The sequence below is a fragment of the Clostridia bacterium genome, from assembly GCA_012840125.1.
GTDB lineage: Bacteria > Bacillota > DULZ01 > DULZ01 > DULZ01 > DULZ01.
This window is the reverse complement of the sequence record DULZ01000092.1, coordinates 1-12,593: the sequence shown is the minus strand read 5'-3', so window position 1 is coordinate 12,593 and position 12,593 is coordinate 1. Positions and strand designations below refer to the sequence as shown.

At 55.3% G+C, this 12,593-nt stretch carries 14 protein-coding genes; 2 read left to right on the top strand and 12 right to left on the bottom strand.

Annotation, left to right across the window (positions count from 1 at the left end):
- The first annotated feature begins 67 nt into the window (after positions 1-67).
- Positions 68-1,840 (top strand): fibronectin/fibrinogen-binding protein, encoded by a 1,773-nt coding sequence (locus tag GXX34_10515; protein ID HHW07936.1) that lies wholly within the window; start codon positions 68-70, stop codon positions 1,838-1,840.
- A 46-nt stretch (positions 1,841-1,886) separates the two neighbouring features.
- Here the strand turns inward: GXX34_10515 and GXX34_10510 are convergent, their stop codons facing one another.
- The 10 genes from GXX34_10510 to hslO form a co-directional block, all read right to left on the bottom strand.
- The gene (locus GXX34_10510; GenBank protein HHW07935.1) at positions 1,887-2,720 is read right to left on the bottom strand and encodes a hypothetical protein; all 834 of its coding nucleotides are present in this window, start codon (positions 2,718-2,720) and stop codon (positions 1,887-1,889) included.
- 34 nt (positions 2,721-2,754) lie between these two features.
- Positions 2,755-3,321, bottom strand: a complete 567-nt coding sequence (locus GXX34_10505) for an orotate phosphoribosyltransferase (protein HHW07934.1) — start codon at positions 3,319-3,321, stop codon at positions 2,755-2,757.
- Between the two features lie 11 nt (positions 3,322-3,332).
- A complete protein-coding gene (gene pyrF, locus GXX34_10500) occupies positions 3,333-4,064 on the bottom strand; it encodes an orotidine-5'-phosphate decarboxylase (protein ID HHW07933.1) in 732 nt (243 codons plus the stop codon).
- Positions 4,061-4,999 carry a dihydroorotate dehydrogenase gene (locus GXX34_10495; GenBank protein HHW07932.1) on the bottom strand — a complete coding sequence of 313 codons (939 nt, stop codon included), beginning with the start codon at positions 4,997-4,999 and terminating at the stop codon, positions 4,061-4,063. The genes pyrF and GXX34_10495 overlap by 4 nt, the downstream gene beginning before the upstream one ends.
- Complete coding sequence (locus GXX34_10490) at positions 4,992-5,780, bottom strand: dihydroorotate dehydrogenase electron transfer subunit (protein HHW07931.1); 789 nt, start codon at positions 5,778-5,780, stop codon at positions 4,992-4,994. The genes GXX34_10495 and GXX34_10490 overlap by 8 nt, the downstream gene beginning before the upstream one ends.
- A gap of 2 nt (positions 5,781-5,782) precedes the next feature.
- Positions 5,783-7,081, bottom strand: a complete 1,299-nt coding sequence (locus GXX34_10485; GenBank protein HHW07930.1) for a dihydroorotase — start codon at positions 7,079-7,081, stop codon at positions 5,783-5,785.
- Positions 7,065-8,003, bottom strand: a complete 939-nt coding sequence (locus GXX34_10480) for an aspartate carbamoyltransferase catalytic subunit (protein HHW07929.1) — start codon at positions 8,001-8,003, stop codon at positions 7,065-7,067. Before GXX34_10480 ends, GXX34_10485 begins: the two co-directional genes overlap by 17 nt.
- 150 nt (positions 8,004-8,153) lie before the next feature.
- On the bottom strand, positions 8,154-8,696 hold the full coding sequence (pyrR, locus tag GXX34_10475) for a bifunctional pyr operon transcriptional regulator/uracil phosphoribosyltransferase PyrR (GenBank protein HHW07928.1): 543 nt from the start codon (positions 8,694-8,696) through the stop codon (positions 8,154-8,156).
- Positions 8,697-8,851: 155 nt separating this feature from the next.
- Complete coding sequence (locus tag GXX34_10470; GenBank protein HHW07927.1) at positions 8,852-9,697, bottom strand: hypothetical protein; 846 nt, start codon at positions 9,695-9,697, stop codon at positions 8,852-8,854.
- A 100-nt stretch (positions 9,698-9,797) separates the two neighbouring features.
- The gene (gene hslO, locus GXX34_10465) at positions 9,798-10,685 is read right to left on the bottom strand and encodes an Hsp33 family molecular chaperone HslO (protein HHW07926.1); all 888 of its coding nucleotides are present in this window, start codon (positions 10,683-10,685) and stop codon (positions 9,798-9,800) included.
- 96 nt (positions 10,686-10,781) lie between these two features.
- Between hslO and GXX34_10460 the strand changes: the two genes are divergently transcribed.
- A complete protein-coding gene (locus tag GXX34_10460) occupies positions 10,782-11,147 on the top strand; it encodes a hypothetical protein (protein HHW07925.1) in 366 nt (121 codons plus the stop codon).
- On the opposite strand, the gene GXX34_10455 is transcribed toward GXX34_10460, so the two are convergent.
- Together GXX34_10455 and lspA are read right to left on the bottom strand one after the other, a co-directional pair.
- Entirely contained in the window at positions 11,141-12,124 is a 984-nt protein-coding gene (locus GXX34_10455) for an RluA family pseudouridine synthase (protein ID HHW07924.1), read from the bottom strand. The two genes, GXX34_10460 and GXX34_10455, sit on opposite strands and share 7 nt — an antisense overlap.
- The gene (gene lspA / locus GXX34_10450; protein ID HHW07923.1) at positions 12,070-12,564 is read right to left on the bottom strand and encodes a signal peptidase II; all 495 of its coding nucleotides are present in this window, start codon (positions 12,562-12,564) and stop codon (positions 12,070-12,072) included. The genes GXX34_10455 and lspA overlap by 55 nt, the downstream gene beginning before the upstream one ends.
- Between the last annotated feature and the right edge of the window lie 29 nt (positions 12,565-12,593).

The following is a 12,593-nucleotide window of genomic DNA, read 5'->3' as shown; positions in this document are numbered from 1 at the left end:
CCCTCAGGCAGAAAGTGATATACTGAAAACTGTCATGTACCAAGTCCGCAAAGGGTGAGAAAGATTTATGGCTTACGACGGTATGACCATGGCTGGAGTGACGGCCGAGCTGCAGACGCTGGTCGGGGCGAAAATTCTTCGCATTTACCAGCCGGAACAATACATCATCCTGCTTCACTTAAGACAACCGGATGGGACAAAACACCGTTTACTCATAAGTGCCGAAGCCACCGGAGCCAGGCTTCACCTAACCTGGTGCACTTACGACAACCCACCCCAGCCCCCCATGTTTTGCATGCTGCTGCGGAAGCACCTGGAGGGTGGCCAGATTACGGCTGTCACACAGCAAGGCCTGGAGCGGGTGCTGGTGATCACCGTCCAGGTCTACAATGAACTCCATGAATTATGCCGGCGGCAGTTAGTCTGCGAAATCATGGGAAAACACAGCAATATTATCCTCATCAACCCGGAAACAGGACTGATCATCGACGGCATCAAAAGGTACAGCCACGCCGTAAGCCGCCACCGCGAAGTGCTGCCGGGCATCCCCTACGTTGCTCCCCCCGCCCAGCACAAAAAAGACCCTCGTACTGTCAGTTACGAGGATCTGGAACAGGGCTTGCTGCAATACCTGGGGGAGACTGCGGTCAAAGCCGCCGTCAATTACCTGGACGGTTTCAGCCCCCTGCTGGGCAAGGAACTGGTTTGCCGCGCCGGGTTAGACCCGGACATGCCGGTGGATACCATGGGAGCCTACGAATTCGGCAGGCTGTACGAGGCCTTAGGCAGCCTGTTAAAAGAATTGGCTGCCGGCTGCCCCGCGCCCAGCTTGGTGAAAGGGGCCCGGGGATTTCAAGCTTTTTCGGCTTTCAGGTTGACCCATTTCAGCGGGGACGGGCTTATCCATCCCCCTTCCGTCAATGAAACCGTCGACCTTTATTACCAAGCCCACCGGGAACTGCAGGCTTGGCAGCATTTGCGGCACAGGCTGAAGCAAAAAGTGCAGAAGGAACTGGAACGCTGTCACAAAAAGGCTGCTTTGCAGCAAGATACGATCCGGTTAGCCCGGGAAGCCGATACTTTCCGGATTAAAGGCGAGATCCTGACGGCCAATTTGTACCGGCTAAAGCCTGGAGACCGGGTGGTGGAGCTGGAAGACTTTTATGATCCCGAAGGAAAAACAATCACGATTGAACTCCTGCCGGAGCTTTCCCCGGCGGACAATGCCCAGCGCTATTTCCACCTTTACAATAAAGCCAAGCATGCCGCACAAAAAGCCAGACAATATTATGAAGAAACACGGGAAGAAACCGTCTACCTGGAAAGCATCCTGCACAGTGTGGAAAACGCTGATACCATGGCGGAATTGAAGGAAATCGAGGAAGAACTGGCGAAACAAGGGTATTTTCAGAGCAGCCCCGCCAGGCCGGCCAAAACCACCTCAACGAAACCGGTTATCACCACTTTCCGGTCCTCCGACGGTTTCGCCATCCTGGTGGGCAAGAACAACAAGCAAAATGATTACTTGACCCTGAAACTAGCCAAGGATCAGGACTTGTGGCTGCACACCAAAGACCTGCCGGGTTCCCATGTGATTATCAGGAATCCGGAAGGAAAAGAGATCCCCCAAGCAACCCTGTGGGAAGCGGCAAATCTGGCGGCTTATTTCAGCAAAGGCCGCATGGGCAGTAACATCCCTGTTGATTTCACCCAGCGGAGATATGTAAAAAAGCCCAGTGGGGCTAAACCGGGCATGGTCATCTATGAAAACCATCAAACCATCTATGTTACACCGGATGCTGCCCTGGTGGAAAAAATCAAGTCTCAGGGGCAGCCCTAGCACGGACCCGCCCCGCCAAAGGGCCGGAGGAACTGCCGGCCCCTGGCTATTTGCCGCACTGCTGCCGGGAGGGATGCTTGGACCGGCGGCCCAGCCAGACGAGCGGAACACACAGGGCCAGTCCCAGGGGTACGAGAAGCAGTTCCCAGCCGTACGTCCAATCCTGCTCTGGGGAGTACTCCTCCCAGTTGACCAGCAGCCCTTCTCCTTCTAAAAAGGGCCAGTTCATGTCCCGGTAACGGTCCCGGGCCAGGAGCATCCACTTGTAATTGACCGTAACCCACCTGGCATAGGCCACAAACATTTGCCGTGCTTCTTCTTCACTTAAGCTCTCCCACTGGGGCAACGGTTGATTAGACGGCATGGCCCCAAGTTTTTCTTCCCGGTAGCTGTTGGCAATGCCTTCCCAAATGTTTCCCAGTCTAATAACATCGCTGTCTTCCTTGGTCCCTACTCGGTCCAAAAGCTGCCGGGCTAATAATAACAGCTCCAGCTCTCGTTTATTGGGAGCCCAGAGCTCCGATGCAGCCAGGAGATCGTTGACCAAGGCATAGTCGTGGTACAAAGAAGCAAACAAGGACAGGGCTTTGCCGGCCGTGTCCCCACGCCGCGGCCAATCCTGCTTTTCCAGCCCCAGGCTGGCCGTCACCAGAGCAGCAATTTCTTCACCGGCAAAAAGACCTGCTTCATGAGCCAGGTAGATTTCCACCGCAGTAGTAAAAATTTGGTAGGCAGCATCGCTAATTTGCTGGGAATCGTGCAGTGCAGCCGCTGTTCTCCGGTAGTCGGTTAATTCTGCCGGGGTAACAGCCCCGGCCTCCGGCACAACCACCGTTAGAAACAGCAGGCACCCTACCAAAAGGAGTGTTACAACTTTCATGCTTTCAAACCCGCCAACTGCTTTTTAGGCCGGGCTAGCGCCCGGCCTGCAAATTCCGGCTCCCCGGTTTAACCGCCGGTATTCCTTGCCGGCACCAGGGGCAGTCACCGGGCTCATAAGCGGCAATAGACAGGGACAACAAGGGTACCAAGGGCACGCCCAGATCCACTTCCGTCCCTCTTTGCACGATACAGGTGACGCCAACCACTTCGGCGCCCAGTTCCTGAACCAGTTGGACCACTTCTTTCACCGAGCCGCCCGTGGTGATCACGTCCTCCACCACCAGAACTTTCTCACCTTTTGCCAGAGTAAAACCTCTTCTCAGGGTCATTTTGCCGTTTTCCCGCTCCGTAAACAGGGCCCTGGCTCCCAGTTGGCGCGCCACCTCGTAAGCCACGATGATGCCGCCCATGGCCGGCCCCACCACACAGGAGATCCCTTTCCCCTGGAAGGGTTCCGCCATGCCTTTACTCAACACCGCCGTATGTTCGGGGTACTGCAGCACTTTAGCGCATTGAATATAGCGATCGCTGTGTTTTCCCGAGGTGAGCAGGAAATGTCCCGTTAAGAGCGCTTCCGTTTCTTCGAGGATTTTAAGCATCTCTTCTTTGGTCAGCAAGATACACCCTCCATCTCTTGTATAATAGCCGCGGCCATGGCTTTGGGATCACCCGCCTCCGTAATGGCCCGTCCCACCACCAGGTGGGAGGCCCCCAAAGCTAAGGCTTCACCGGGGGTGGTAATCCGCTTCTGGTCATGGGCCCCCACGGTCCGGGGTCTAATACCCGGCGTCACGATGATAAACTCTTGGCCGCAGGCTTCCCTGATGGCTCTTGCCTCTAGCGGGGAAGCTACCACCCCGTCCAGACCGGCTGCTTGGGCCAGCCTGGCCCAGTTCACGGCCAGCCGGGTTACGTCCTCGCCGGGCAAGCCCAGCTCTGCCAGGCTGTGCTGGTCCAAGCTCGTCAGCACCGTCACTCCGATGACCGCCGGTTTGGCCACACCGTATGCCTGGGCCGCTTCCTCCGCCGCCCGGGCCGCCGCCCGCATCATTTCCATACCGCCGGAGACATGCACATCAATGATATTGACTCCCAGGGCAGTCAAGGCTCGGGTAGCTTTGGCCACCGTGTTGGGAATATCATGCAGTTTAAGATCGGCAAACACTTTGGCGCCTTGCTCCACCAGGTACCGGATGGCCTGGGGGCCGTTCCGGCTAAAAAGCTGCAGCCCCACTTTGTAAAAGCTGACTTGCCCTCGCAGGCTGTCCACTATTCTCTCCACATCCGCCATCGTATCGTAATCCAGGGCCAGGATCAACCTGTCTTTCGTACTAACTTTCATCTGGTGCCTCCTCTACTCTCGGGCCAGGCCAAGCCCGTTAATTGCCGCACGCTGGCCACACCCTCTGTTCGACAATACGATTCTAACCCCCGGACTATCTCCAGGGCAAGATAAGGATTCACAAAGCTGCCGGCTCCGACGGCCACGGCACTGGCCCCGGCCATGAGAAACTCCAGGGCGTCTTCGACACTTACAATGCCTCCCATCCCGATGACGGGAATCTTCACCGCCCGGCTCACCTGCCACACCATCCGCAAGGCCACCGGTTTAATGGCCGGGCCGGACAGCCCCCCGAAAGTGTTGGCCAGCACCGGCTTCTTTTGCTTGATATCTATAGCCATGCCCAGCAAGGTGTTGATGAGGGAAACGGCGTCAGCGCCTGCCTCCTCCACACTCCGGGCAATGGACACAATATCCGTCACATTGGGTGAAAGCTTGGCAATCACAGGCAGGCGGGTAGCCTGCCGCACCGCCCTGATCACAGCGGCTGCCTGGGTAGGACAGGTGCCGAAAGCCAGCCCCCCGGCCTTCACGTTGGGGCAGGAAATGTTCACCTCCAGCCCCTTTACCCCCGGCACCCGGTCCAGCTTTTCGGCCAAAAGGCCGTATTCCTCCACGGTATTGCCTGAGATATTGATAATGACGGCCAGGTCCAGGGGAGCCAGCTTGGGCATAATATGTTCAATGAGGTGATCCACCCCCGGATTCTCAAGGCCCACGCTGTTTAACATGCCGGCCGCCGTCTCCACCACCCGGGGCGGGGGATTGCCGGCCCTGGGCTTAAGAGTGGTGCCTTTAACCACGATGCCTCCCAAAAGCTGGATGTCATAAAACCGCTGGAACTCCAGGCCGTAGCCGAAAGTACCGGAAGCAGTTAAGACCGGGTTTTTCATTTTCAGTCCGCCGATATCCACCGTCATATCCACTTTAGACATAGTCGATCACCGCCTCCAGAGGGAACACCGGGCCGTCGGTACACACGTGGGCGTAGGTTGGCCCTTGTTCTCCTCTGATTTCGCAGGTGCATCCCAGGCAGACGCCAATCCCACAGGCCATGTTGGCTTCCAGGGAGGCTTCGCCTTCTGCTCCGAAATGCCGGGCTAATTCAGCCACTTTTTGCATCATGCCCATGGGCCCGCAGGTGTAAATAAATCCTTGAAAACCATTTCTTAATTCCTCTTCCAGCAACTCCGTGACTAAACCGGCTCTGCCGGCGCTCCCGTCCAGGGTGGATACGGCTACCGCCGCGCTGTAACGGCGGAATTCCTCCACCTTCAGCAGATCCCGGCTGCTGTTGGCTCCTAACAGGGTAACCGGGGGGCTGCCCGAGCGGGCCAGGGCTTCCGCCAGGGCCAGCAGGGGAGCAACCCCAATCCCCCCACCCACTAATAAAGCCCTTTGCTTCCGGTGAAGGGTAAATCCCCGGCCTAGAGGACCTAACAGGTCCAAAACCTGCCCCGGTTCCCGGTGGGCCAGCCAAGCAGTGCCTTTTCCTTTGCGCTGGACCAGGAATTCCACCGTGCCCTCCCGGCGGTGGAATCGGTGGAGGCTTAAGGGGCGGCGCAAAAAGGGATCCAGGGTGTCACCGCATCTGACCTGCACAAACTGGCCCGGCTGGGCCTGCCCGGCGATTTCGGGGGCCAGTACTTTCAGCCAAAAATACTTCTGCCCCAAGCTTTCCTTTTCCATTAACCGGCCCTGCACGACTGCTGCCATGACTACCTCCCTGTGTCTACCAGCCGCCCGTCCTCCATCAGGACGCGGCCGTCAACAATGGTCATCACCGGCCAGCCTTTTAAGTCCCAACCGTCAAAAGGAGTATTCCTGGCCATGGAATAAAAGCGCTCTTTGTCCACCCTGGCTACCTTCTCCGGATCGATCACGGTGATATCTGCAGCTTGTCCGACGGTCAAGGTACCCAACTCCAAGCCTAGAATACGGGCCGGGTTCACGGTCACCTTGGCGATGGCGTCTTTCCAGGTCAAACGCCCTTGATGCACCAGGCGATCCACCACCAGGGGCACCATGGTCTCCAAGCCGATCAAGCCAAAGGGAGCATACGCGAATTCCACTTCTTTTTCCTCCCCGGCATGGGGTGCGTGATCAGTGGCTATCACATCAATGGTCCCGTCCACAAGACCTTGGAGCAGGGCTTCCTGGTCTTCCCTGGCACGGAGAGGAGGATTGACCTTGGTGGAAGTATCAAAACTCTGGACTGCTTCATCGGTGAGGGTCAGGTGGTGGGGAGTCACTTCAGCGGTTACTGGGATGCCTCTCTTTTTCGCTTCCCGGATCATCTCCACTGCACCTTTAGTGGACACGTGGGCGATATGCAGGCGGCTGTCGGTCATCTGGGCCAAGAGCAAGTCCCTGGCCACCATAGCTTCTTCGGCCACGGAAGGAATCCCCCTGAAACCAAGCACAGTGGAGACGTATCCCTCATGCATGAAACCGTCATTGGCCAGTTTCAAGTCTTCGGCGTGACTGATGACGGGCAGGTCAAACATCCTGGCGTATTCCATGGCCAGCCGCATGAGCTGGCCGTTCATAACCGGCTTGCCGTCATCGGAAATGGCCACCGCACCGGCCTCGTACATGTCTCCTATTTCCGCCAGTTCCTCTCCTTGAGAGCCTTTAGTAATGGCCCCGATAGGGAAGACTTTTGCATACCCGACTTGCCGGCCCTTATCCTTCACGAAGGCAATCACCGACTGGTTGTCCGCCACCGGGTTAGTGTTAGGCATGGCGGCAACTGCCGTGATACCCCCGGCCACCGCGGCTCTCGTACCCGTATAGATGGTTTCCTTGTGCTCAAACCCGGGTTCCCGCAAGTGCACGTGCATATCGATCCAGCCCGGGCTCACGATCTTGCCCGTTACATCGTAAACGACGGCGTCTGCCGCTTGGATATTTCTATCAACGGCTTTGATTTTCCCGTCGGCAATCAAAACATCCCTGATATCATCCAGGTCATTGGCCGGGTCAATCACTCTGCCACCTTTAAGCAGCAACATCATCGGTACTACCTCCCATCAGCAAGTATAGAATGGCCATGCGCACTGCTACCCCGTTGGTCACTTGTTCATTGATGGCAGCCTGCAGACCGTCGGCCACCTCGGAAGCGATTTCCACACCCCTATTCATGGGCCCGGGATGCAGCACTAACGCGTCCGGTTTGGCCAGCTGTAACCGTTCCGGGGTGAGGCAGAAGAGACGGCTGTACTCCCTCAAGGAGGGCAAGAGACCTTTTTTCTGCCTTTCTCTTTGCAGGCGCAGCACGTTGATGACATCTACGTCTTTAACGGCTTCCTCCACACTGTGGTAAATCTCTACGCCCATCTTTTTGAAGTAATCGGGCAGCAGGGTGCTGGGGCCCACCACCCTGACCTTGGCGCCTAGCTTGGTTAAACCCCAGATATTGGAACGCGCCACCCGGCTGTGCAGGATATCACCCAAGATCGCCACGGTGAGTCCCTCAATCTTTCCTTTCTTCTCCTGAATAGTGAACAAATCTAAAAGAGCCTGGGTCGGGTGTTCATGCATACCGTCTCCCGCATTGATGACCCGGCTGTTGACGATACGGGACATGAAATGGGGAGCTCCGGTAGCCTCATGGCGCATAATCAATACATCAGCTTTCATAGCCTCAATGGTGAGGGCGGTATCTTTCAGGGATTCTCCCTTTTGCACGCTGCTGGTAGACATGGCCAGGTTAACTGTATCCGCACTCAGGTATTTCCCGGCCAGTTCGAAAGAAGTCCTGGTCCTGGTGCTGGGCTCATAAAACATGGTCACGATGGTTTTGCCCCTGAGCACAGGTACTTTCTTAATCGGTCTGGAAAGAATCTCCTTCATGGGCCCGGCTGTATTCAGGATGAGCATAATCTCTTCGGCAGACAAGTCCTGCAATCCAAGCAAATCTTTACGCTGCCATTTCATGGCTGGTTCCTCCTTCGTATGGTTTGGATAAATGGGTTATGGCCACAAAAAAAACCTCTTGCTTGGCAACAAAGAGGTTTTTCATCCCAGTACCTGGTCCCCACCTCCTTCTTGTCTCACAGGAACAAAGTTAAAGGAGTGCATAGGCTGCTATTCTGTTTTTTCCAGAATCAGGACTGCATCATGACCGTCAATTTCCGCTACTTCCACGGAAATGATCTCTTTATGTGAAGTAGGTACATTCTTCCCTACATAATCAGCGCGAATCGGCAGTTCCCGGTGTCCCCGGTCCACTAAAACAGCCAGTTGGATCTGGGCCGGCCTGCCCAAATCCATCAGTGCATCCAAAGCCGCCCGGACGGTACGGCCCGTATAGAGCACGTCATCTACCAAAACAACTCTCTTACCGTTAATGTCAAAGGGAATGTCGGTATGATGGACGATGGGCTGGTAAGCTAAAGTGGTCAAGTCATCACGATACAGGGTAATGTCAAGCACACCGAGGGGCAAAGTCTGTCCTTCAATCTGCATGATGAGCTGCTGAAGTCGCTCCGCTAGAGGCACACCGCGCTTCCTAATGCCGACCAATACCAGGTTTTCCGTGCTGCGGTTTTTCTCCAGAATCTCATGGGCGATCCTGGTCAGTGCCCGCCGCATTTTCTCGGCGTCCATAATCTCAACTTTTTTTACCAGCTGCATTGTATTACCTCCTTAAGCAAAAACCTGCGCACCCTTAGGGAGGCAGGCTTGAAGGCATGACCTACGGTCGGTTTTTGCCTTCTGGCCTCGCTGGACCTCCTTAAAGGCATTAATTTCTTTTTAAGTGTACTCCCTGGTCCTTGATGCTGTCAAGCTTCTTTTCGCAGGATCAAAATATTCTGGTGGGTAATGTTAGGTACAAAACTGGTGTAAACTGCATAAGGTTTGAGGGGGCGCTGGGTGGCCTTGTTGCTCCACAGGCGCACCCCTTTAAGTTTAAAACCTACTTGACGCATTTTTTCCGCCACCCGGAAACCCAGGGGAAAGAATTCTCCTTTGAGATAGCGGTCCCCTACAATCATGACAAGATAGCGGCCGGGTTTTAACACCCGCCAGGCTTCCCGGCCGAATCGTTCCATCAATGTAAAAAAGGCGTCATAGTCGGCGGCATTAGCGAAATCCCGGGGATCCCCTTCGTTAAACATACTGAAATTGGTTTCACCGGGGAAACCCGTCACCCGGTGATGGCAGCCGTAAGGAGGATCCGTGATGACAGCATCGACGGATGCCGGTTCCAGTCCCGTCATTAGGGCTAAGCAGTCTCCCTGGTACAGGGGAGCCTTAATGTCCTCACCCTGCCTGGCGGTTACCATGGACCTGGGCACCAGCTTTCCCTGCTGCACGACATAATCCCTTTGGACCTGCCGGTAGATTTCCACCCAGCGGGGATTCAGCTCATACCCAACGGCACGCCTTTTCGTTAAGGCCGCTCCCAGCAAAGTGCCCCCCACACCGGCAAAAGGGTCCAAGACCAGTTCTTCCCGTTTGGTAAAAAAACTGATGATCTCCGCCATTAATTCAGGCGGCTTCATGGCCCCGTGTTCCTTGCGTAAAGGGTGGGTAGCATCAGGCGAGAAACTGGTAATATATAAGGTATCAGTCCAAAAGAGCCACTGGGAACCATTCAGGTCATTCAGCAAATTGGCCTTTTTCATTCTCCACCCCCGCCAGTTGCGTCACTGGTTAGTGTAGCCAATAAACTGAAAATCATTCACCAGATCTATATGTTCCGGCGGAGGTTCTTTATGCTTCTCTCTAGTCCCGCTCTTTCATCTCCCGGATGATGCGTACCAGGTCGTCCCGGGTAAAGCGGTAAGTTTTATTACAATAATGGCAGCGCACTTCCGCCCCGCCCTGCTCTTCACCCAGGGACCGGAGCTCCTCTTCCCCCAAACTGACCAGGATCTCTTCCAGCTTGGCCCGGGAACAATCGCAGTCAAACATTAAAGGCTGGTCCGCCAGTATCCGGTAATCAAACCCTTTCAGTACCAGCCCTAACAGCTCTTCCGGTGTATGCCCTTCCCCAAAGTAACGGCTCACGGCAGGGAGGGCGGCGATGTTTTCTTCCAGTTTAACAATTAAGTCTTCGGTGGCGCCGGGCATTAACTGCACCAGGATACCCCCTGCTCCTTTCACGGAATTGTCTATATCCACCAGGACCCCCAGGGCCACTACCGATGGGGTTTGTTCTGAAACGGCAAAATAATGGGTCAAATCCTCGGCGATTTCCCCGCTGACCAGGGGTACGCTCCCGGTGTAGGGTTCCCTTAAGCCGAGATCTTTGGAAATGTACATCATCCCCTTACCAATCGCCCCTCCTACGTCGAGCTTGCCGTCAGGACGCAGGGGCAGGTGGACATGGGGCTGGGAGACATATCCTTTCACTTTCCCGTTGGGCCTGCTCACGGCGACCAGCTGCCCTAAAGGACCGTCTCCTTGAATGCGAATCGTCAGCCGGTCATTGCCTTTCAAGTTCATGCCTTGTATACAAGCCGCCGTCAAAAGCCGCCCCAAAGCTGCCGTGGCTGTCGGGTAAGTATCGTGACATTGCCTTGCCTCTTCGCAAAGCCGGGTCGTCCTGGCCACAAAAGCCTTAATGAGGGCATCTTCCGCCACGGCACGGACCACGTAATCTTGCCTCAACTGGTTCCACCTCCGGGAGAAAAATACATTTGTCTTCTAGACAGGCATGACCCGTCTAAGATACAATAAAAACCATAGTGATGAGGAGGGATGGGAGTGAGTTTTTGGCAGTTCGTGAAAACTCAATGTCTTTTGTTTTTCTTATTCTTGTTCAGCGCCCTGGTCACCGGCGGCGGGCAGGGCCCCTGGGCCAATTTGACCATGAATGTCTTGACTTTTGTCACGGCCGGTTGGCTCTTAACCAGGTACTGGCGCAGTGCTTTCGATCTCCTCACCCTCTGGGCGGCGGTGCTGGCCACCACGCTGAGTTTTAACGGTGTCACCTATTTGATCAGCTATGCCGCTTATCTCCCGGTACCGGATACAGCCGCCATCCTCCAGGATTTTGCCCTGGTTACCATCTTAACCGTCTTTGGCATTCTGTTAGGATTGAGAAGATCCCAGACCCAATCCCCTCAGTGATTTTGCTCCTCCAAGCGGCGCAGGGTCTTGAGCACCTGTTCAAAACGAGGGGGCATGGGGGCCTCGAAGACCATCTCCGCCCCGCTACGTGGATGTTTAAAGCATAACCGGTAAGCATGGAGCACTTGGGCGGTCAAACCGAAGGGGTTTTGCTTCGGGCCGTAAACGGGGTCGCCCAGTACCGGGTGCTTGATATACGCCAGGTGAACCCGGATCTGGTGGGTCCGGCCGGTATGCAAGGAGGCCCGGATCAGGGTATAATCCCGGAAACGCTCCATTACGGCATACTCCGTCACCGCTTCCTTGGCGTTCCGTTCCACCACCGCCATTTTCTTGCGGTGCACCGGGTGACGGCCGATGGGGGCCTCAATCCGGCCCCGGTCCTCCCGGATCCTGCCGTGGACAATCGCCAGGTAAGTTCGCTGCATGCTGCGTTCCTTGAGCTGGGCGGCCAGTTTTTGATGGGCAAAGTCGTTTTTCGCTACCACCAGCACACCGGAGGTATCCTTGTCCAACCGGTGCACAATCCCCGGCCTTTTCGTCCCATTAATCCCGGATAAATCCTTACAGTGGTATAACAAAGCATTTACCAGGGTACCGGCATAATTGCCCGGCGCCGGGTGGACCACCATCCCCTGGGGTTTATTTAACACCAGTACATCTTGGTCTTCAAAAAGGATATCCAGGGGAATGTTTTCCGGAGCAATTTCCGCCTCCCGGCTGTCCGGGATCAGGATCTCCATGACGGCGCCGGCCGTCCCTTTGGTGTTAGCTTTACACGTCTTGCCGTCCAGCCGCACCTGCCCTGCTTCGATCAGCTTCTGCACCCTGGCCCGGGACAGTTCCGGGAACTTGCTCGCCGCCAGCTTGTCAACCCTAATACCCTCTTCTTCCGGCTGAATCACAAAATCCACTTTCCGCATCAACGGAACTCCTGCTTCTTCTTCTCTGGTGAAGATTTCAGAATTTCCCAGCATAACAAGATTACTCCCAGCACCACGGCCATATCCGCGATGTTGAAGACAGGCCAAATGCGAAAATCGAAAAAGTCAGTCACATGGCCCAATAGGAGCCGGTCAATCAAGTTACCCACGGCACCGCCCAGCTGCAGCGCCAACGCCGTTTTCAGCATTTTCTGCTCCCGGCTGGTTCGCCACAAGAACAACAGGATCAGAACAATCACCGCCAGGGTGATGATGATGAAAAGATTGGTACGGTGAGCCAGGATGCCGAAAGCTGCGCCGGGATTCTGCACATAAGTAAGGTGAAATATATTAGGCACCAAAGGAATGGTTTCCCCGGGCACCATCATGGAACGAACTAACTGCTTGGACACCTGATCCACGACCACGAGCAAGATGCTAATACCAAGAAACGCCAAAATATAACCTCCTACGCCTTTCGATGTCGAATACATTGTAGCACAGGAAGTCATTAGCAAACAAG